This is a genomic window from Nostocoides japonicum T1-X7, assembly GCF_001046855.1.
GTDB classification, from domain to species: Bacteria; Actinomycetota; Actinomycetes; order Actinomycetales; family Dermatophilaceae; genus Nostocoides; species Nostocoides japonicum.
Window position 1 is genome coordinate 4,967,523 of the sequence record NZ_HF570958.1, and the last position, 21,181, is coordinate 4,988,703.

16 protein-coding genes and 2 pseudogenes are annotated in these 21,181 nt (G+C 62.6%); 6 read left to right on the forward strand and 12 right to left on the reverse strand.

Translation table 11 applies throughout. The features are described from left to right. Together BN12_RS22515 and BN12_RS24115 are read right to left on the reverse strand one after the other, a co-directional pair. A partial coding sequence (locus BN12_RS22515; RefSeq protein ID WP_048554682.1) for a transposase family protein occupies positions 1-588 on the reverse strand: 588 nt, incomplete at its 3' end. Between the two features lie 138 nt (positions 589-726). Next, positions 727-1,692: a glycosyltransferase family 4 protein gene (locus tag BN12_RS24115; protein WP_235432504.1), complete on the reverse strand. Its 966-nt coding sequence runs from the start codon at positions 1,690-1,692 to the stop codon at positions 727-729. Between the two features lie 719 nt (positions 1,693-2,411). Here BN12_RS24115 and BN12_RS24120 point away from each other — a divergent pair. The 3 genes from BN12_RS24120 (at position 2,412) to BN12_RS22525 (ending at position 5,440) form a co-directional block, all read left to right on the forward strand. Further along, positions 2,412-3,335: a glycosyltransferase family 2 protein gene (locus tag BN12_RS24120; protein ID WP_083455076.1), complete on the forward strand. Its 924-nt coding sequence runs from the start codon at positions 2,412-2,414 to the stop codon at positions 3,333-3,335. Then, the gene (locus tag BN12_RS24865; RefSeq protein ID WP_157635634.1) at positions 3,335-4,462 is read left to right on the forward strand and encodes a glycoside hydrolase family 26 protein; all 1,128 of its coding nucleotides are present in this window, start codon (positions 3,335-3,337) and stop codon (positions 4,460-4,462) included. Before BN12_RS24120 ends, BN12_RS24865 begins: the two co-directional genes overlap by 1 nt. A 192-nt stretch (positions 4,463-4,654) precedes the next feature. Then, positions 4,655-5,440, forward strand: coding sequence for a sulfotransferase family protein (locus tag BN12_RS22525; protein WP_200901282.1), 786 nt, complete (start codon positions 4,655-4,657; stop codon positions 5,438-5,440). 619 nt (positions 5,441-6,059) lie between these two features. Here BN12_RS22525 and BN12_RS23525 read toward each other — a convergent pair. From BN12_RS23525 to BN12_RS22550, 6 genes are all read right to left on the reverse strand, one after another. After that, positions 6,060-6,371 (reverse strand): transposase, encoded by a 312-nt coding sequence (locus BN12_RS23525; RefSeq protein WP_162233129.1) that lies wholly within the window; start codon positions 6,369-6,371, stop codon positions 6,060-6,062. Positions 6,372-6,393: 22 nt separating this feature from the next. Continuing rightward, positions 6,394-6,621: an IS5 family transposase gene (locus BN12_RS23530; protein WP_053080177.1), complete on the reverse strand. Its 228-nt coding sequence runs from the start codon at positions 6,619-6,621 to the stop codon at positions 6,394-6,396. 168 nt (positions 6,622-6,789) lie between these two features. Continuing rightward, positions 6,790-7,653, reverse strand: coding sequence for a glycosyl hydrolase (locus BN12_RS24870; protein WP_162233130.1), 864 nt, complete (start codon positions 7,651-7,653; stop codon positions 6,790-6,792). Between the two features lie 689 nt (positions 7,654-8,342). Continuing rightward, entirely contained in the window at positions 8,343-11,960 is a 3,618-nt protein-coding gene (locus BN12_RS22540; protein WP_162233131.1) for a PKD domain-containing protein, read from the reverse strand. 555 nt (positions 11,961-12,515) lie between these two features. Continuing rightward, positions 12,516-13,289 (reverse strand): IS5 family transposase, encoded by a 774-nt coding sequence (locus BN12_RS22545; RefSeq protein WP_083454876.1) that lies wholly within the window; start codon positions 13,287-13,289, stop codon positions 12,516-12,518. Positions 13,290-13,643: 354 nt separating this feature from the next. Continuing rightward, positions 13,644-13,928, reverse strand: a complete 285-nt coding sequence (locus BN12_RS22550; RefSeq protein WP_053080008.1) for a hypothetical protein — start codon at positions 13,926-13,928, stop codon at positions 13,644-13,646. Positions 13,929-14,989: 1,061 nt separating this feature from the next. Between BN12_RS22550 and BN12_RS26780 the strand changes: the two genes are divergently transcribed. Continuing rightward, positions 14,990-15,379 carry a DUF6444 domain-containing protein gene (locus BN12_RS26780; protein ID WP_235432506.1) on the forward strand — a complete coding sequence of 130 codons (390 nt, stop codon included), beginning with the start codon at positions 14,990-14,992 and terminating at the stop codon, positions 15,377-15,379. 217 nt (positions 15,380-15,596) lie between these two features. Here BN12_RS26780 and BN12_RS25930 read toward each other — a convergent pair whose 3' ends face one another. Next, positions 15,597-15,761, reverse strand: coding sequence for a hypothetical protein (locus BN12_RS25930; RefSeq protein ID WP_200901283.1), 165 nt, complete (start codon positions 15,759-15,761; stop codon positions 15,597-15,599). Positions 15,762-17,110: 1,349 nt separating this feature from the next. On the opposite strand from BN12_RS25930, the gene BN12_RS24130 reads away from it, so the two are divergent. Next, positions 17,111-17,902, forward strand: a complete 792-nt coding sequence (locus BN12_RS24130) for a sulfotransferase family protein (RefSeq protein WP_162233133.1) — start codon at positions 17,111-17,113, stop codon at positions 17,900-17,902. 164 nt (positions 17,903-18,066) lie between these two features. Next, positions 18,067-18,261, forward strand: a pseudogene (locus BN12_RS26800) (IS1634 family transposase); the annotation flags it as partial. On the opposite strand, the gene BN12_RS26785 reads toward BN12_RS26800, so the two are convergent. From BN12_RS26785 to asnB, 3 genes and pseudogenes are all read right to left on the reverse strand, one after another. Continuing rightward, a complete protein-coding gene (locus BN12_RS26785) occupies positions 18,239-18,598 on the reverse strand; it encodes a transposase family protein (RefSeq protein WP_407667816.1) in 360 nt (119 codons plus the stop codon). The pseudogene BN12_RS26800 and the gene BN12_RS26785 overlap by 23 nt on opposite strands. 137 nt (positions 18,599-18,735) lie before the next feature. Further along, positions 18,736-18,963, reverse strand: a pseudogene (locus BN12_RS22555) (IS1634 family transposase); the annotation flags it as partial. A gap of 302 nt (positions 18,964-19,265) precedes the next feature. Continuing rightward, complete coding sequence (gene asnB, locus BN12_RS24140; protein ID WP_083454878.1) at positions 19,266-21,119, reverse strand: asparagine synthase (glutamine-hydrolyzing); 1,854 nt, start codon at positions 21,117-21,119, stop codon at positions 19,266-19,268. Between the last annotated feature and the right edge of the window lie 62 nt (positions 21,120-21,181).

Genomic DNA, 21,181 nt, shown 5'->3' on the forward strand with positions numbered 1-21,181 from the left:
GCCGATCCCGGCGCCGGTGTAGCCCTTGTCGGTCAGCGTCGGCAGGCCGGCCGCGGCGGCCGGGTACAGCGCGGGGAAGGCGTGAGCTCGGGCGCAGGTGATGTCGTGGGTGGAGCCGGGTTCGACCGGGGAGGTCCAGATCGGGAAGCCGGTCGGGTCGGTCACGACCTGGATGTTCCCGCCGTGGTGGTGGTGTTTGCCGGAGTACCACAGGTCGTGTCCCGCAGCGGATTTCGCGTTGACGCGGGTGGACTCGATGAGGGTGCCGTCCAGGGCGACGAACGCCCACCCGGCCTGCCGGCCCTGGGCCAAGACCTCGGTCAGGTCCGGGGCCTGGGCGGCGATGACGTCGATCGCTTCGTGCAGGTACCGGTAGCCGGTGGCCTGGCTGACTCCTGCGTCGCGGGCCAGCAGGTGGATGTCGGTGCCATCGATCAGCCAGCGCAGCACCAGCACGGCTTGGGTCCAGCAGGTCGCGGCCCGCTGCCAGGGCCGGGCGTCGACCCGATGCCGGTGGGCCTGGATCCAGCGCGACACGCGGGCAACAGTCTGGGTCGGGACATCGAGGGTGGCACGATACGACAGCACGTGGGGTCCTTGGTCGGGCTTGTTTCTTGGTCGAAACCGACTCTGGGCCACGGGACCCCACGTGTACCTTGTGACACGCCAGTCACACTGGCATCACAGGCTCCTCAGCCCAATGGCCCCGCGCCTGGTGAGAAAACCTCATTCCATGGTCTTGTTCATCGTGGAGACGTCATTGAGCGGGGTCTTGCGGTCCGGCGACAGTCCGATGTCGGAAGAACTGAGATACTCCGAAATCTCGGATGCTCCGACCCGGCCCGTGAACTCGATCCAGCGCTCGAGGCCGCGACGCTCAACCTCCCGCTTGAGATCCTCCAGGCAGTCCCCGAAGCCGAGAAGAGCAACACGAACCCCGGTCCGTCCGCGGTGCTGGACCAACTCCTCAGTCACGTCGATGAGGACATCCACATTGTCCTGGGGACCCATGACCCCCAGATACACTAGGAGTGACTCCCCGCCACGCCGTCCGACGCCTGCGGGCCGCACGGGTCGCATCGCTCGAGTGTCTGGGCCGCTCCGAACGACAGTCACGGAATCCTCCGCCAAGGAGCCTCGCGCCATGGCAATCGCCCTATACGATTCATTCGTGGCGATCACATGGTCAGAAGTAGCATAAGTTCGCCGTTCGAGCCAAAGAAGCGCACGTTGCTGTAAACGTCGAATGGTCCCCTTCGGTATCCCGAATCGGGAGATGAACAACTCCGGATTGAGGTCGTGCTGGTCGAACACAAATCTTACGCCTCGATGCCGCCACAGACGACCGAGGAGCCAGTAGGTATCTGGGGGGTTACATGCTTGGATCACGTCGAAGCGTTTCCGGCGCCACACCTCGACGGACAACGCTGCCGTCCGAAGCCAACTGTAGGAGAACTCCAATGCAAAACCCCAGAAGCCGTCTGCCTCAGGGGCCGGGGCGTACTTGTAGATGTCTACGCCGGCGATGGTTTCTCGGCTGGCATCGTCAGGGCCCTTCGGGCAGATGACGCTGACCTTGTATCCCGCGGCGGTTAGAGCCTGAGCCTCCAGCCAGACTCGCCGATCCAAGGGGACCGGCAGGTTCTGCACAATGATAAGAACGTGCGCCATCGGCGCCTCACCCCGCGACACGTGAACTCCCCTCCTTGCTCCTGGTCGATAGGTACTCCGACCCCGACTCATGGTGCCCCGGAGGGCGAGTAGCGACAAGCGAAATGAGAAAACGGACGCGAGAGAGTTGCCCGCAGACATCACGACGGCGCGCCAGCACGTTCGTGGGCATGTGAGCTGGGCCACCCCGTCTGCGGCCGTCCCGGCCCCCCGGGGCACCGTGAAACCTGCTTACCTCGCCGAGACGAACCTCCGTCGGCAACTCCGCTCGTGCGCCGCCAACCCGCTCGGCGCCGGCGCACCGACTCGGGCACTCAATGACCATGACCGCGACCGTGCCGCGATCGGCCCCTGGCAGGACTACTCAACCGCTCTGCCAGCCGAGCGGTTGAGGCAGGTCGAAACGATGAATGGCCAAGGTTAGCGCGACTGGCGCAGCCGGTGCGCAAACACGCCGTCAACGGCCACCAGGCCAACCTCAGCAAGGTCCGACACCCCATCCACCACTACCACCGCTGCTACCGGAGGCTTGCCTCGCCTCCTGCCGACTCCCTGCCGGCTCGACCAGGATCCATCCGAACCGCCACGCCTAGTGGGACCTCCTGCTTAGAATACTAGAAGAAGTTCGTCACCTTTTGGCCGCTGGCCAAGCGGAGTGCCGGCCACACGACAGCAGGAGGATCTCGGTGGGACAGTGCGCCGTTCACCCCTCAAATGAAGGGAATTGGAGTCTCGTGGACATGGCTGCGCAGCAGCAGTGGCCCAGCCTTGGGGTAGTAATCGCCACCCACAAACGACCGGAGTTGATGCGTAGAGCACTGGAGTCAGTTCTCACGCAGGATTATGAGGGCGTGATCTACGTCGCCCTCGTCTTCGATAGGTGCGAGCCGGACATCACACTGACCAAAGACGCCAACCATCGCTCGGTTTCAGTGTTGACCAATACCCGGACGCCGGGACTTGCAGGTGCTCGAAACACCGGAATCCTGTCCCTTGACACAGAGCTTGTGGCGTTCTGTGACGATGACGACCAATGGCTTCCGGGCAAGATTCGGGCACAAGTAGAACGGCTCGAACAAGTCCCCGAGGCAGACTTCGTGACCACCGCGATGAGGGTGAACTTCCGAGGCAAAGACACCGTCCGACTTGCAGGAACCGACACCGTCACAGTGCAGGATATGGCGCGCTCGCGGATGGCCATGCTTCACTCATCGTCGTTCATGTTTCGCCGAGCGGCTATGCTGGAGGGCTTCGGGCTCGTGGACGAAGACATTCCCCAGAGCATGGCCGAAGACTGGGACCTTCTCCTCCGTGCCGCTCGAGCCCATCCGATCACCCACGTAGATCATCCTCTGGTCGATATACAATGGGGACAAAACTCATACTTCAATGAGGCTTGGCGAGACAAGAATGAAGCGCAGTCGTGGCTACTCGAACACCATCCGGAAATGCGCCAGGATCGCACGGGGGCTGCGCTGCAATATGGGAAGCTAGCCTTTGGGCACGCTGCACTCGGAGAGCGCAAACGAGCGCTGCGCTATGTCTGGAAGACACTATTGTCAAATTGGCGTGAACCGCGAGGACCCATTGCTTTGGCAGTAATATCAGGTCTTCCCGCCGAGCGGATCCAGGACTGGCTAAATCGTTATGGACATGGGATCTGATGACGACACAGAACTCGAATACTTGCAAGAAAACACACGTGCTCAAATGGGTAAACCACACAGTCCTAGCCTCAATGGTGGCAGCGACGATGCTGTTAGCGGCAGGATGTAGCGGACCTCCCAATACGTCAATCAGGAATTCACATGATCCTGTTGAATCACCCGCCTCGATTGCACATACGCACTGCACCCTATCCACGAAATTGGTCCCCTCTTGTGGCGTTCTTTGGGGCGTCACCACACCTCGACCTAATTCAAATGAATTGGCAACGGCCGAAGCGCAGGCAGGCCGCCCTTTTGCCTTCGTTTATCGCTTTCATGATATTAACGACACCATCCCCACTGACGATGAGCGATCGATCGTGGCCCAAGGCAAGATCCTTCACATCTCTATCGACTCGCGTGACTACGCCAGCGCCGACCGCACTTCAATAAGCTGGTCTGAGGTCGCGTCAGGAAAATACGACAGCAGTCTCCTAGAGCAAGCTCGGGGGATTGCGTCGCTCGGCGTCCCGGTTTTTGTAACGTTCGACCATGAGCCAGATCAACCAGCAAAGGTTGCGCTAGGCACGGGATCCGACTTCGTCGCGGCTTGGCGCCATGTCCATGACCTTTTTCAGCAGGCTGGCGCAACGAACGCAGTCTGGGTTTGGGTGATCATGGGCTGGCAGCCAGCCATGACGCGGGCAGCTACACTCTGGCCAGGAAATGACTATGTCGACTGGCTCAGTTGGGAGGCCTACAATCAGTCCGGGTGCCAGGGCGGCCCAATAAGGATATCGCAGTACGAGTCTTTTGAAGATGCCATACGAGTTGGCTACGACTGGTTCCATACCGTAGGCCCGAAGATCGGTATCGATGCCAACAAGCCAATGATGATCAGCGAAGCCGGATCTGTCCTCTATTGGGACGATCCAGCGAAGACTGCGCAATGGTACCAAAATATACCTGGTGTGCTGGAGAAGTACCCACAAATCAAGGCGATCGGGCTCTGGGACCATACCGGAACTGGACAGACCTGCGACTTCCGACTGGCCATCAACCCGGATGTGCTGTCCGCCGCAAAGACGGCTGGGCAGCAGCCTTTGGTCAATCCAAGCATTCAGGTTCCACGCATTACACCATGAGAGGCCCCATGTCAATGCTCTTGGTGCCCATGCCGAGCACGCGCAACCTGCCGTCGGAACCCGAGAAACAACTGAAGGGAATGACTCTAGATGCCCGTCCGGAATGACTTCCGTAGACTCGTACCCCCCCGCCTGCAACCCCTTGCTCGTTCGGTGCACCACGGATTCGGAGTTGCAACGTCGAATGCTCGAATGCTACCCGCCTTCATGGTGATCGGTGGACAGCGATGTGGAACCACCTCCATCTTCAAGGCTCTGGCAGAGCACCCGCAAGTACTTCGCCCGCCTGTGGAAAAGGGGATCGACTACTACACGCTAAACTATTACCGTGGCTTCGCCTGGTACCGCGGTCACTTTCCCCTTTCTAGGGTGGCTCGGCGCCGGACGGAACATTTCGGCGGTCCCGTTGCTTTCGAGGCCTGTACGTACTATATGTTCCACCCATTTGCCCTTGAGCGAATCGCCCGAGACTTCCCCTCCATCAAACTGGTTGCTATGTTGCGTAACCCAGTCGAGCGCGCATACTCGGCCTATAAGCACGAATTCGCCCGAGGATTTGAGACAGAACCCAGTTTCGATCGAGCCCTGGACGCTGAGGATGGGCGCTTACTGGGTGAGGAGGAGCGAATGCGCGAAGACCTGCGGTACGAGAGTCATTCCCACCGGCATCACGCGTACCGGCACCGCGGTCAATACGTGGAGCAACTTGAGCGCGCCTACCAGTATTTCCCGAGGAATCAAGTCCATGTGATGGAGAGCGAGGCCTTTTTCGCCCACCCAGAGGCGGAGTACCGCCGCCTTCTTGAGTTTCTCGATTTAGAGCCCTATGTTCCCAGGCGTTTCGATCAGCATAACGCGCGTCCCAGCATGCCAATGCCCGGCGACAGCCGGAGCCGTCTCGAGGAGCACTTCTCGGCTTACGACGCCCAGCTTGCGGAACTGCTGGGTCGGGCACCGGCCTGGCAGACACTGAGGTAACTCAACGGGCATCGTTCTGAGTTTGTCTATTTGTCGCGGGTGCACCGCTCGACTATTTCGCGACACGGCCGCACTTGGACACCGCCGGGTCGACCAAATAGATTGGGATGTCGACGACTCTTAGAGATTGGTAAGTTGCCTCGTTCGGAAAAGTGGTCACTCACGACAATCGGAGGGTGATCACTCTGGAGAGGGCTGGGCGTCAATCCGTCGGCTGGCTGCCGACGTAACTTTAAGGCGGGGGATCGCGAGACAGATGGGAAAGCCAGCACCTGGGCAAGGTCGGTCGATGGGGCTGTGACCTGGGAGAGTGTGGCCTGAGTGGCAGTGTGTTGCGGGTAGTGGGCGTGGGGCCAGTGGTGACGATGGGGTTTCCGTGCTCAGCACGTCTTCAGGAGACCCGGCGGGCCTGCCATCCCTTCCACGACCTCCTTGCGCACATCCCGCTGACCGAGCCGACAGGTGCCTGGTCATGGCACCCCGCGGTGGTGAGGCAGCCGGGCGATCCTCTCCTCGACAGAGGCGAACTCGGCCCCAAGCAGTCAGTGATGACCGGCCGCCGGGATCCCGAGCGAATGCGTTCGAGGACCCAGCGGCGGAGCAGGACCTCGAACGCGGGTTACTTGTCGGTGCGTTTGAGGATCTGGACCGCGACCCGTAGGTGGTGACGGGCGAAGGCGAGCAGTTTGCCGGCGTACCCGCCGTCGGCCCAGACCAGGACGATGGAGGGCATCGTCATCTTCGCCCGGTTCAGGACCAGCCGTCCCCCGTCGCGGTCTTGGATGCTGGCGGCGGTGACCATCACGACCAGGAGCAGGCCGAGGGTGTCGGTGACGATATGCCGTGTGCGGCCGTTGGTCTTCTTCCCCGCGTCATACCCGCGGGAGTCCCTCCCGACGGTGTCGGCACCCTTGACGCTCTGGGAGTTCACGATGCCCGCCGAGGCCATCGGGTCACGCCCGTCGGCATCGCGGACCCGCATCCCGCAGCGCGTCGTGGATCCGGTCGGTCGTGCCGTCCGCGGCCCACCGCTGGATGTACCAGTACACGGTGTCCCATGGCGGGAGGTCATGCGGCAGCTGCCGCCAGGAGCGCCCGGTCCGGTTCACGTACAAGATCGCCTCCACGACCCGCCGCCGCGGATGCTTGGCCGGACGACCACCGGACTTGACCGCCACCATTGACGCGATCAACCCCACTGCGCATCGGTCAGGTCCGAGGGATACCGGTCACGAGGCGACGACGACACCACCCCACACTGGCCCCATCAGACACACCAGTCACGCCCCACATCGCAACTTTCCCAACACGCACTGAGACACTTCGACGCAGTCCTTGCTTGATTCCCCTTATGGCACAGCCTGGGCAAATAGGCTTGAGGTGGCCAACTGCCGGACCGCCGCAGCCGCTGCGGAGCCGGGGACAAGATGCACGTCGCCCATTCTCGAATCCTTGGAATCCCAGTAGACCAAGGCCTTCAGTGCTGGAAGTTGGGGTAGTTCGGGAAGGACCGTCTTCAAGTAGGCGACCCTAGCCGTCTCGCCAGTGTTCGTGTAGGCGCCCCACTCGGCAAGCATAAGGGGCTTCCCAGGGTGCGCCTTTACAGCCCAATTATAGAAGCCAGGCCAGGGAGCATTTGGCGAAAACCGCTGATTGATTGTACTTCCAATAAAATCATTGCACACCTTGGCGTTGTAACACCCATACGGGTCAGCCGCTACCCAATCGACGTATGCATCGCCAGGATACAGTTGACCGAACCATGGCTTGGTGTCGGGGGCCTGCAGCCCCATAATGTTCCATACATAGATGACATTGGTAACGCCGTCGGCCCTGAATCTCTGCACGACGTGCCGGAACATCGCCGCGAAGTCGCTGGCTGTGTAGCCGGATCCAGCCGTGTCTCGAACCTCGTCTTCAGGTTCGTGATGGATGCTCATGAAGAAGTTCTGCGTGTAGTGACCCTTGATGTATGCCGCCTCTTGGTCAAGCACTGCATCATTGGCGCCGGCTGCCACCTGGGCCCAACTACGACCGCCTTCGGGCACGTAGTCGATCAGAAGCAGCCTGTGGTGCCCAGGCTCGGTGGCGATGGCGACATCTTGTGGACTCGGGAACAGATTGCCCAAGAATCGATAGGTGTGATAGATGTCAGCGGGCGCACCAGTGGTCTGTTCAAAGGCCTTCAGCCCTTGTTGCCGATCCTTCAGCATTCCGGGTGAGACGCCCCACCAAAGGCCACATGAGGGCACAAGTTTTGTCGAGACGGTGCACTGCGAGGTCGAGGCTGCCGATTTCGACGCCTCAACCGGCACTCCGTTGGCTGGCGGTGCCGAAGTCAGGGAGAGGCCACTGAGAAGTAGCCCGACCACCGCTACTACCACTGCAGCAGTCAGACGCCACCTCCTCGCCTGAGACCGGCTGGTCCAGTCGCTGGATGGCGATCCGGCTGCCCTTTGCATCGTCCTCTTGCTTCGCAACACGCGTCCTTCCTCGTCTGTCCGTTCGGCGCGTGCGGAACCATAGCGGGTGCTGGGTAGGCGGCCAAGCACAGTTGAGATGAACAAGTCGGCATAAGAAGGGTTACTCAGGATAACTCGCCCATATTCTCCATGGAGCGCACCTCGGTACGGACCTCGCGGGATCGACTGCTAGGCAATGATGTTCGACGCGCCAAGGGTCGCTGTCCGAGCAAGGCCGGTTCGGGTGCTCGAGGAGTCTCACAAGCTGAGACCCCTCGAATGCGGCAATGGGCTACGAGCGGCAGGTGTCGAGTGCTGTCTGCTGAAGACGCGTCCTGTGATCGATTGTTCGGTCGCAGACGACACCACGTACCGCTACTACGGGAGCAGCGTTGCGCCCTCCGAACTGGAGCTCGGAGGGCGCAACGCTCAGCGACGGGTCAGTGCGACGGCCTCAGATCGAGAGTCCACATCGCTGTCTTCTCACTGATGGCGCCGCTGTTGGCGGTCAAACCGCCATTGCTTCCGCCGGGCACCGATGCACCGGAGTCTGCCAACAACGAGTCGTACCGACCCGTCCCGGTATCGACCGTGGTGTCACGCGTGGATACGCTACTGGGTGCGGTCCAGGCGGTGGCATCCGTTGAGCCGGTCTTGTCGGCCCAGTAGGAAACGATCCAGTCTCCAGCGGTCGCCGACACGGAAGGCGTCGTGTGGGTCGCAGTCGAGCTGTCGCCGACGTGTGCCACAGTGGGTGCCCCCAAAGTGCTGGCATCGACACCGTGGTAGACCGCCACGGTCAGCATTGCCTTGTTGTTGTCCGGGCTGTTCAGCCTCACCGTTCCGCCCAAGTCACTCGCGGTGAGTGTCTTGGCCCAGAGGGTTGAGGTGATCGTAGCGTTGGTGAACTTAGCCACCTGAGTCCAGCCGGAAACCCCAGTTGGATCCGACCAGTTCGCAGTGTTCCCTTGGGTGAAGAACAGCAATGCTGTGTCACCGACTGATGCGGTAGAGGGGATCGCTGCCTGCTTGAACTTGCTGACACCCCCAGACCCATGACCTACGCCCACGAAGGCTAGATCGTTGGCTGGCACCGTCGAAGCGGTGACGTCTTGCGAGATGCGGTTCGTTGCCCCGTCGTTGTCAGTCACCGTGAGCGTCACGGTGTAAGTGCCCGTGGCGTCGTACGTGTGCGAGGCCGTGCTGCCAGAGGAGTCAGCTGACGAGTCGCCCCACTTCCAGTCGTAACCAGTCACCGTGCCGTCAGGGTCCGATGACTTGGATCCATCAAAGGTGCAAGTGGTCCCCGTGCACTGGTAGGTGAACGACGCGACTGGCGGTTGATTCTGCGGGGCGTTAGCAACAACGACAGACTTGCTGACCGTGCCCGTCGCACCCTGATTGTCGGTCACCGTCAACTTCACCGTGTACGTGCCATCCTTCGCGTACGTGTGTGACAGATTGGCACCCGAGCCTGTCGAGTTGTCCCCAAAGTCCCACGCATAGGACACGACAGTTCCGTCTGAGTCCGAGGACTTGGACCCATCGAAGGAACACGCCAGGTAGGTGCAACTCGAGGTGAAGGACGCCACGGGCGCCTGGTTGACGGGTGGCTGGCTGCCACCGACACTCGACAGGAACATTGCACGGTTGGTCCAGTTGATGCCGTCCTTGCCGGGCCCGCTCACAACACTTGAACTTCCCGACACGGTTCCGTCGTTGAAGGCGACACTGTTGAGATTCCCGTTGGACCTGGTCCCGTAGTAAAGAGTCCCGTTGCTGACGAACGTCCCGTCGGCGTCGCTGAAGCTCACGCTGCTGGGAGCCACTGCCGACGTCTCGTCCACAATCCCGCTGTCGGGTGAGAACCAGCGCCAGTGAAGCGCGCTGTCACCGTACATCGTGTAGTAAAGGCGGCCACCCGAATAGAACATTCCAGTCACGTTGGACATCTGCCCGTAGAGCGAGGGCAGCGCACCGTCAAATGTCGTGCCGTCGTGGGTATCCACACCGTCCCACACCGGGTCCATATAGGGATTCACCTGCTGCGGAGTTCCAAAGCCCGAGGACGTCAGAGCCGCGCGGTACAGATAGCCGTCGGTGTAGCCGTAGTAGACGTAGCTGCCAACCATGAACGCTCCACGAACCTGGCTCCAGTTGATGCCGCCGGTGTCGGAAGACTGGGGCTGTGAGGCAGTGGTGCCGTCGAACGAAACCGTTGACAGGGTGCCACTACCGCTGGCGGGCGGGGTGGGGGCGTCCTTGTTGATGATCTCGATCCCGTTCACGAGCGGGTTCTCGGTCACGTGCGTGAAACTGAGGTCAACGTCGCCGGCATATGTGCCAGAGCTGGGAACGGTCACCGAGAATTCCTTCATGGTCCCGGTCTCGTTACCGACATCCTTAACAATGTCGTAATTGTTCAGGACCTGCTGGCCGTTGAGGGCCACGTTGAAGACACGTTGGCCCACCGACTGCGTGCAACTGCACTGGTTGGCGAAGTAGAGACGCACCGCGACGTTGGTGCCTGCCTTGACCGGGAAGTCCCACGTCATGGGCGGGCTATCCGTCGGGCTCCATCGTTCGCTACTGAAGATGGTCGACGGCGTGGTGGAAGGTACCGTCGAATCCACGCTCCCGACCGCGCCCCACCCTGCGGCGTTGCTCTGCTTGTTGCGGTAGGCCGCTCCCGGGTCCGTATCAGACGTGTCCGCAAGCCAGTCAGGGCCGGTGTCTGTTGATTGAACGGCCGAACCGCCCGCGTCCACGCGGTACAGCACGTTGGTCGCGCCAGCGCCGCCAGCCGAACTGCCCAAGTAGACAGTCCCTGGAAGCGTCGCGGTGGCCGTTGAAGCGAGCGTTGAGCCACCCGCGTAGGGGAAGAAGGCGATCTTCTGCCGCTTGTACTTGAAGTTGCCGATCCAGTTCTGGTCCCATCCCATCCAGAGGCCCTTGGGTGTCGCCAGCAACGCGTAGACCGCGGCTCCGAGAGGGTTGTGTCCAGGGTTCCACGTCAACGGTCGTCCGCTGACAGGGTCGAGAGCGGCCAGGCCGGGCCGGGGAACTGCGCCGGGCTGGGCGTGGTCCACCCCCAGTGGGTTGTTGTTCCACCGGTTATGCCCGCCAATGTAGACCGCGTCGTCGGTGATCGTGACACCCCAAACCGTGTCACCGCCCGTCTCGTCAACCCAGGTGGGCTGGATATTGGTTCCTGTGGATGCTGTCTCAAAGCGCGAGGTGGCGTCACAGAGAGTTCCTGCGTTGCCACCGCCAGTCGCGTTGACGACGAAGTACGAGCCATCCGGCGAGAACGACACGCCACGCACGTAAGCGTCGAACGCCCAGTTGAAGCACAGCGGCGAGTAGCGTGTCGTCGACCAGTTTGGATCGACCTGGGCCGCCGAGCCGTCAAGATCGATCATGGCCAGTTGGTCACGCAGCAGGCCGTCAGCGTTCTTGAAGTTTCCGATAACGGCCATCCTCGCCCCGTTGGGCGAAATGTCGAAGGACCACGTGCCGATGTAGCCTTGAGCTCCGCTCCCGGAGTCATTGTGGTGGCCGCTGAGTTGAACATTCATGAACGGGTCAACGGCTCCGGTTGTCGCATTTAGGGACGCAAGTCCAAGGTGCGACTTTCCCCCCACCTTGCTGAAGAACCCCCCGACAAAAAGCCGATTGCCAACGGTCTTGAGGTCGTTGACCTGGCCGTAGTCGAAAGTCGGCGGGTTGAAGCCGGGAACAAGTGCGCCTGTGTTCGTGTCAAGTTCGGCAACGAACTTCGCAGCACTCCCGGCGACCTGTGTGAACGACCCTCCGATGTAGACGGTGTGGTCGTTGGGACCAGGAATGACTGAGTAGACAGCTCCGTTCGGGGCCGGGTTGAACGTGGTGCTGACCTTCCCCGTCGTTGCATCGAACGCAGCGACGTAGTTCTGGGTCGAACCACCGATGCTCGTGAAGTCGCCTCCGATAACCATCGTGTTCCCAACCTGCGCGATCGACCGAACGGAACCGTTGTCGACGTTGGGTGTGATTGTCGAGGGCACGGCGCTTGGCATGGCGCCAGCGCTAGGAGCAGGAGTTGAGGCCTGATGCGCGTCCGAGGGTGCAGCTGAGAATGTAAGCGTCGCTAGGGCCACGGCCGCGACACTGGAAAGGAGTGTTCGAAATCTCATGTGTGTCAACCTTCTCGTCCACCATGGGCACCAAGGAACTGGTCCTTGGGCAGATGCTTCCATCTACGTTGTCCGGCGCGCAGGCAAACGAGCGAATCTGTCCCAGGTTCTGCTGCCTGGACGAGTCCGTCCATGGCGTGGGAGCCGATCGATGCGGTGGGAGCTCACTTCCCGGGACGTGACTGACCGTAGAACGTGAGCCCGCCGACAACCGAGTACCGCCGGTCCGGGACGTCCGGCTGGTACCGTTCGACCTCCTCCGGCAAACCCCGGCCGAGGCCCGACGAGGAACAGCTCACCGCGCTGCTCAAGCCTCGACCGACGAGGTGAGCGGTGTGATCGCGACGTGGGGATGTCCTTGGGTAGCAGGAGAATTGGACTTGTCGAAGGTTCAAATCTGCTGATCACGGAAGGGCATCGCTCAGACACGACTCTCTGTCACGAAAGTCGTTTGAGCCAGTAGTAGATGCTGGCGAGGTGGACGGTGGCGGCGTACCGGACGGCGAGCTTGTCGTACCTGGTGACGAACGCGCGGTGGTGTTTGAGGTGGTTGAAGCCGCATTCGACCGCGCGCCGGTCGCGGTAGATGACGGGGTCGAAGGCGGGTGGTCTGCCACCCGCTGCGCCGCGTCGTTGGCGGTGTCCGGCCTGGTCGGCGGGGACGGGGATGGTTGCCGGGATGTGGTGTCGGCGAAGCCAGGCCCGATTGGCTGCCGAGGAGTAGGCCTTGTCGGCCAGGACCCGGTCGGGACGTTGACGCGGTCGTCCGGGTCCGGGCCGGGCGACGCGGATTGCCTCCAGGACCGGGATGAACTGGGGGCTGTCGCCGTTCTGGCCGGGGCTGAGGATGAAGGCGAGCAGGCCGCGGTGTTGATCGATGGCGGCGTAGGTCTTGATCCCCCACCCTCCTCTGCCGCGTCCCCCGACCGCGGCGCCGCGCATCGACTTGCCGTCGATGGCGATGACCCTCCGCCCGCCGACCTGACCAACCCGGACCGCGGCCCACGCCCCCAGGCGCCGGTGCAGGTCATCAGCGTCCACCACGGCCAGCGTCCGCCGGATCGTGGACTCCGACGGCCGGCGCCGGCCGGAGCCAGTACCGCGACGTTGCAACGATCCCTGCGCAGCGTCGGCGACCCACTCACCGACCGCCACCCACGACCGGGCGCCCGCGGACACGGCCGCCGAAGCGACCGACAGCAACCCGGACACGGGAGTCCCGCGCCCACCACCCGCAACATGCCGCTCGTCACGCCTCGTCTTCGCAGGTCATCCCTGTTGGAGCGGGGCCGTGTCAAGGGCTAGGGTGCTTGGTTTTCGGGGGTCTTCGATAGCGGCGCGCACGTCGGGATGGGCGTCGGGGTCAAGGCTCGGGCGGAGCCCGACCGCGCAGCGACCGACAGTAACCCGGACACGGGGTGGCCGCACCCCAACGAGGGTCCACGCTTGGCCCGGTGCCGCACCAGCTCACGCAGCTCCCGCGTGGCCGGCGGCGCGATCCACGCCTCCGGCAGCCGACCCATCCGCAGCAGGTCAGCCAGATCGGCCGCGTCCCGCTCGTCGTTCTTAACCCGCCGATACTCGAACATCTCCCGCCCCCAACGGGTGCGCCAGATGAACATGGGCGCCGCCGGCCTGGAGCGCGTCGACCGCCCAATACCAGCCGTACGTGGCCTCCAGCACCGTCTCCGGAGCCTCCCCCGCCCGGGCCATCACCGCCGCCAACCGCTCCGGATCGTTACTGATCCGGACCGTCTCCAACACCTCACCCTCACAGGTGGAACGCACGATCACCGACCGTCGACGATGCAGATCGATACCGACGAACTGCCTCCCGGCATACCCTTCCATCAGGGGCCTCCTTCAACGTGAGCCGTGGACAACTCCCAGCATCCCGCCGGGAGAGGCCACGAGGAGCGGAGGCCCCGCTCCTACATCGCATCACAGCCCCGTCGGCCGACTTTGCCGAGGCCCTGGCCCACAGGGGCCGTCCGCGCATCACGACTCACCCATCACCAACCGGGCCGGTGGATCAGGGCCGAGTCGCCGCCCTCTCGATCTTCGCGGCCTCCCCTACTTGGCGGAGAAGTTCACTTCGAAACAGCCCCGGTCAGGGCCCGAAATCATCGATAGCCGCCAGACCCCAGGAGCGGGTATCGGCAGCGTAATGGCGTAGTAATTCCATACATCCGCACTCTGAACCGATTGCGAGACGACCGTTCGCGCTTTTCCCTTCGAGGTCACTGGCGTCATCTTGATTGCAACACCCGGCATTTTTGTGACGTGAGCAGGGATAACGTACATCGAGACAGCAGCCCCCGGCTTTGTTGCGATATCCCGATACTGCGCTCTCGCCTGTGCGAAATTACCCGCGCCCAGTCCGCCAGAGCGCACATCGCGTTGGTTCCCGACGTCAATGCATTCGTGTGACGAAGACCCCGGTAGTGAATTAAGCACTGACGCCTGCGTTGCGGGAGCGTTGGTGGACGAATTAGGGCCGGTCGGAGTCGTCATCGACGGCTCCGGCGTCGCGCGTGACGACTTATTCGCCGTTGGACTCTCGCTGGTCGCGGAGCCTGACCTACCCTCCGTCGCTGAGACGGATGCAGATGTCGACGTAGCTACGTTGGATGTGCCACCCGAACTGCACGCACCCAGAAGACAAGCAATGCTTACAGCCAAGAAGGCCGTTCTGAGAAGTGAAACTTCCGTGTTCATCATCCTATTCCCGTCTCCCCCATTTGGTCTGTGGATCGCAGCGTGCGAACGGCGGCGGTCACACGTCTTGAAACTCTATGCGGTGGTCCACCGGCGGGGGGCCAACTAGGGAAAACTGCCCGGCTGACGGTAACTGTTCAGGACCCCGGCGTGCCATGGGGCTAATGTTACCGGTGGGTCGGTAGGGTCTGGGTATGCCCGCTGCGTCGCTTGAGGATGTCCTGGCGACGATCGCGGCTCTGGAGGCTCGGGTCCGGGAGCTTGAGGCGGAGAACGTCGGGTTGCGGCGGCGGTTGGGGATGGGCTCGGGCAACTCCTCCAAGCCGCCCTCAACTGATGGGCCGGACAAGGCCCCGCCGACGTCGTGCGGAAGAAGACCGGCGGCAGGCAGGGGGGAAGCCTCGCCGTGCCGGGGGCCGGTTGGCGCAGGTCGCCGACCGGGACGTGAGGGTCGTACACCGTCCGAGCGTGTGCGGCGGGTGCGCCGGGGCACTCGGCCCGGACGCGCCGGTGTCGGTGCGCCGGTGTCGGTGCGCCGGTGCTGCGGCAGGTATTCGACCTGCCGCAGATGGCGGTGGAGGTGACCGAGCACCAGATGCTGTCGGTGGCGTGTGGGTGTGGGCACGCCACCCGGGCGGCGGCGCCGGCCCGGGTCGCCGGTCCGACCTCGGGGGCGGGACCACCGCGGTCGCGGTGTACTTGTCCACGGCGGCGATGGTCCCGATCGAACGGATAGCGGACACGATCTAGGCCCTATTCGGGATCAGCGTGTCGACCGGTTGGGTGGCCCTGGCTCCAGGGTCAGTTCAAAGTTGATACTGCTGTGACTGGTGTGACCTGAGCGTTATCGATGATCGCGAGCAGAGTGTCGAGGGGGCGGCCCAGTCGTCGGGTCGCGGCGGCGATGTTGGGGGCGGCGTGACGGGCGCGCAGGACGCCGAGGGCGATGTTGCGCAGGGTGGTCATGACGTGGGGCAGGGTGGCGTGCGGGCTTGGGATCGGTCTTCGTCGTAGGTGACGTCGCGGACGTAGTGGACACGGTTGTACGAGTCGGCCGGGGGCGCGGTGTCAGCGTTTGGGCTGGTCGTTTCCCCCGGCCGCTCGTCCGAACCCGGCGTGCCAGTTTCCCGGCACCGGGCTCTCCATGAGTCCTTCAGGTCGCGTGGAGGGGTCTGCTGGACCAGGGCGTGGGGATGGCGTTGCCCCGGTAGCGGTACCGCTGGATGGGTACTGTGGCGGGGTTGAACAGTTCTTGAACCGCACCCGGTGCCACGCCTCCAGCAGGAACGCTGGAGCGGCCACCAGATTGAACAGATCATCGAACACGCGGCCCGGGTCGGCCGCGGCCCGTTCGTGCAACTTGGACTGAATCCCCAGTACCCGCGAGTACGCCGCGTACGCGACGTCCTCGGGAACGTCGGTGTTCACCCACGTGTCTCCTGGCATGTCCTCTCCTTCATTGCGTTGACTCACTGCGGTCCTTCCCCAGGTGGACGGCGTTACCGTCCTCGGAGTACTACGACCGCTCCGCCCCACACGACACCCGACAGCGGACAGCGCGCCTGCCCTCCCGGCCCCTGGCCGGAGTCGACGAGTAGGGCAGATGCCGTGTGGTTCCCATGTTCACTTCGTCCCGGTCCTCACGGGAGGGACCCGGCTATACCCCGGCGGTCTCCACCCCACCCGCAGACTCGCGGGGTGGCCTGCCCCTGCGGCCGGATGCCGCAGGAGACGGGAGCCTGCTTATCGAAAGAGCCCGGCTTGCACCGCAATCCCGTCCCATATCCACCAGGTTTGAGAACGGTTCTGGCTAACGAGGCGTCAAGCACCAGTTCCTTGCGTATCCCTTCGTGAGTTGCTGGCCGAGCCCGAACGGTCTGGTAGTACCCGCACGTCCCGACGGTGTCAGGGGGGAGTGCCACCACCACGTCCACGCTTCCAACGACACGACGGCTGTCAGCATCCTCGCTGGTCAGGGGGCGTGCGGCCGTGGGAAGCGACACACCCGCTCCGCCGGCGCTCACTCGAGTTCGGCAGCGTCCCGCAGGCCTGTGAGCTGCGGAAACGCGGTGATGCTCGCGCCAAGACCGCCGCAGAGGCCGATCTCATGCTGATCGACGTACCCCGGTGGCACGAGTGGGGTCTGAGCTCCGGACGGTGGTCCCTGACGCTCACCCACCCAAGCCACCGATCAACCACAACCCTGACGCAGGGCCGGATCCCCAGCTCTTGATGAGACGACCTCGGTCCGTGGACCATAATGGTATTGGCACGTGAACCCAATGGGGAGTGGTATGCAAGAGAGACGGAACCTAGTGTTTGTCGGTGGCCTGCACCGCAGTGGGACGACGCCGCTGGCGCGCGCCATCGCGAGCCACCCAGATGTAAGTGGACTGTCGGGCACCGGCGTACCCGAGGACGAAGGGCAACATCTTCAGGATGTGTATCCGAAGATCCGTGCCTATGGGGGAATGGGCAGATTCGCCAATCACAAAATGGCTCATCTCACGGAGACATCGCCTTTGGTGTCGGAAGCTAACGCTCAGCGCCTGCTTAGGTCATGGGAGCCTTACTGGGACCTGGGCCGGACTTATCTTCTTGAGAAGTCCCCGTCCAATCTTATCATGGGGCGCTTCCTGCAGGGTCTTTTTCCGGGCTCGGCGATGATAGTTGTAATTCGACACCCAATCGTCGTGGCTCTGGCTCTCCAGAAATGGAACCCACGCCTAATCTCGCGCAACGGACGCCGCCACACAAGTATGACAGATTTGGTTGCGCACTGGGTCCTCGCGCACGAGCTCCTGCGCGAGGATTCAGCGTTCTTGAACCGTCTGCATGTGATGCGCTACGAGGATCTGGTCGCAGATCCTCCAGGACAACTTGAACCAGTGCAGCATCTCATTGGACTAAAGACTCCGATCCCAAGCGATGCCTTCCGCAAGGATCAGAGTGCCAAGTACCAGGAACAATGGGAAGCCATGGCCTCTGGCCGCCACCTCCAACGCAGGCAGCGTAGAGTAATTGAACAGAGATTCTCGGAAGCCGTGAGAATCTTTGGCTACGACGTAGCCGATCTGAGTGTGAGTCCTTCCTGGTCATTAACCTAGTGTTCCCGGGGCCCGGGGGTGTCCCTCTGGGGGTTGTCAAGTGGTGGTGGGTGTGGGTGGCTGCTAGGTGGTGCCGTAGCTGAGCATGGCGTAGAGGACTGAACCGTCTCCACCCGACCGGGTGAAGACACCGAACGAAGCCTCCGGAATCTCCGGGGCGGTTCAACCTGACCATTGTCTTCGCAGCCCTCCCCATCGCCCGTCACCTGCAGAACACCACTGGACTCAGCATCCGCCGGCTCGTGCAGACCCTCCGACCCCCACGCGATGTGACCATCAGCGTTGCCGGACAGACCATCACCGCCCGCCCCACGATCCCCGACGACATCCAAGCCATCATCGAGAGGACGACCCACTAGACCTGTGCAACTCGGGCCGCACGCCCAGCCGTGGACGGGCCCATCGGGGCAGGTCGGCGGCCCACTCGGCGATCCCGGCTAGGCTCCGCTGGCCGGCCAGGACGGCCGCCAACGCCACGACCAGGACCGTGGCCAGCCGGTGCCGACGGCCCCGGCGACGCCGCGGATCCTCGACCGTGGACAGCACCTGCCACACCGCGACCGGCACGTCCTGCCCGGGACGGACATCACCAGCGGTGAGTGCGTCAGCAACAGGGATGAGGGAAGATACAGGCGCGGGCACGGCAGGCTCCGATCGATCGGAATGGACGTCAAGCACCCACCACGATCCCGGCACCAGCCGTGCCCGTCTACACCCCCGCCGGCGTGTCCCGCCTACGCCACGCCGAACTCACGACTTTGAACAGGCCCTGGGTCCCGGACGGCGCGTTTGCGGGAGTAGGCCCACACCGCCCGCCACGTCTTCTCGTGCACCGTGATCACTCCCGACCGCGAGATCGCCTCCGCCTCGCCGAGGTAGAAATCGAGTACCTCCTGGCCCGGACGGAGCCGACGCCGAGCCTCGGCGACCAGCACCGCCAGCGCGGCCTCCGACCGCGCCCTGCCCAGATGCTCCAGGACGACATCACGACCCGCTCCCCGCTCGGCCAACTGAACCTTCGTGCTCCCCGGCCACCCCGGAACCTTCCGCACGAACACCACAAGCACAGACTCTAGCGGCCCCGGGGTGTGTCAATTCGCCACACCGCAACCCGCAGACCAGCACAAACGCAACCCTGCCTGCCGACTCCGACTCAGGTGGCACGAGTCGGGTTTACACCCCTACCGGCGTGTCCCGGCTACGCCACGCCAACTTCACGACTTTGAACTGGCCCTGCCGCCACGGTGCTGTCGATCAGCCGTGGTGACCACGGAGTTTGCCGGCCGCGTCAGCACTACTACATTCCGATAACAACCCCGCCGACCCTGACCCAAATATCGTCCACCGATGCGGCTGGCAACAATCAGCCAACTGCTGCGGGAACAGACGGCTTGGCATGAAGACTGCTGTGCCAGACTTCCAGAGAGGCGAGCGTCCAAATCCGGATTGACTCATCCCGTTTACCTTTGTCGTGGGCCGAGAAGAGGGCGCGAACCTGAGACGAGTCAAACTGGACATTAGTGACCGAGTTGGTCGCGCTCACCAGATCCCATGCATAGTCTCTAAGCCCATTGCGAAACCAGCCATCAAGCGGCACGCGGAATCCGACCTTGGGACGGTCAACAATCTCCTTAGGCAGGTGCCTACGGGCCACCTCCTTAACGAGCCGCTTTCCGGTGCCTTGATAAACAAGCAGGCTCGGTGGCAGCGATAGAGCAAAGTCCACCACCGCGCGGTTAAGGAACGGGGGCCTCAATTCAACCGAAGCCGCCATTGTCATTCGATCGCCCCGCTCTAGCAGGTTGTCTGGCAACCACGAACGCAGGTCATCCAGCAGCATTCTCCGCACTGGCGGTTGATGGGGCAACGTCTTAGGAAGCTCAATCGGTGGGACCCCAAGCAACTTCTGACGTTCGGCCGTCGTGAATGGCGCAAACCAACCCCGCACACGTTCATCGAATGTTGGCTCCGAAAGGGCCCGCAGGGCCACGCCCAGCCGACGACCCCGAACGGGCAGGCGCCGTTCCAAGGAAACCAGGGCAGGTTCACGAATCGCGGCGGGAACGATCCCTACCGCGGACGTTAACCGAGCGTAGCGGTATTTCGGGTACCCGCCGAAGAGCTCATCGCTTCCCTCACCCGACAGAACCACTTTAACATGCTCACTGGCGGCCTCAGCGAGACGAAACACAGCGATGTCCGCCGGCTCCGAGAGCGGCGCGCCGCGGCGAAGTGACAACCATGGCCACAACTGAATGAAGTCCTCAGGACGAACGCGCACAGTGTGATGCTGGGTCCCGAATAAGTCAGCGACGACCGATGCATACGAAGACTCATCCGTCCTCTCGTCACCGAACTCGGCGCAGAAGGTGTGCACTCCAGAGTGACCAGACTCATCAGACACCTTCGCCACGACCAGACTGGAGTCTACCCCTCCAGAGAGGTACGACCCGACCGGCACATCAGCAACGAGCGCACTTCGCACTGCATCTGACATCAGCGTGTCGAGCGTATCCACGGCCTCCGAATAACCGAGCCTGCGGTTACGCCGCACATCAGGGCGCCAGTAGACCTGTTCCTTTCTCATACCCGAAGAATCAATGCGCATGGTTCGCCCAGGGACCAGTTTTCGGATACCTCGCAACAGCGTAAACGGCGCCGGTACAGAGCGGCCAGCAAGATAGGCATCGAGAGACGACGGATCCAACTCTGGAATGAAACCCAATCCGGCGAGCAAGGCGGAAATGTCTGACGCAAAAACTAGTTGAACCTCGTCCTGATACCAAAACAGTGGAAGAATGCCCAGGCGGTCGCGGGCCAAAGTCAGCGAGCGCGTGAGAGTATCATAAACCGCATAAGCGAATTGCCCTTCGAATCTTGCGGGTGCATCCTCTTGGTGAACCGCATGTGATGCGAGCACGACTTCCGTGTCACCGGCCGTCCGGTACGGATACGGGGTAACCTGGCGGAGGTGGGAGTAGTTGAGGATCTCACCATTGAAGACCAGCACATGTCGTTGATCCATTGAAGTCATCGGTTGGCGAGAGCCGCCAAGATCAATAATTGAGAGTCGGCGGTGCACGAGCCCGACTTGCCCATCGACCCACGTTCCTTGGTCGTCGGGCCCCCGGTGTTCCATGGCCGCCGACATTCGTTCAAGCGAACGATGATCAACCGGACCACCATCGAAACGCATGACACCCGCGATTCCGCACATCTACTTGCTACCCCTCTCAGAATTCGGATTCTGCGCACTCACTCATTATCGTCCCCACAAAC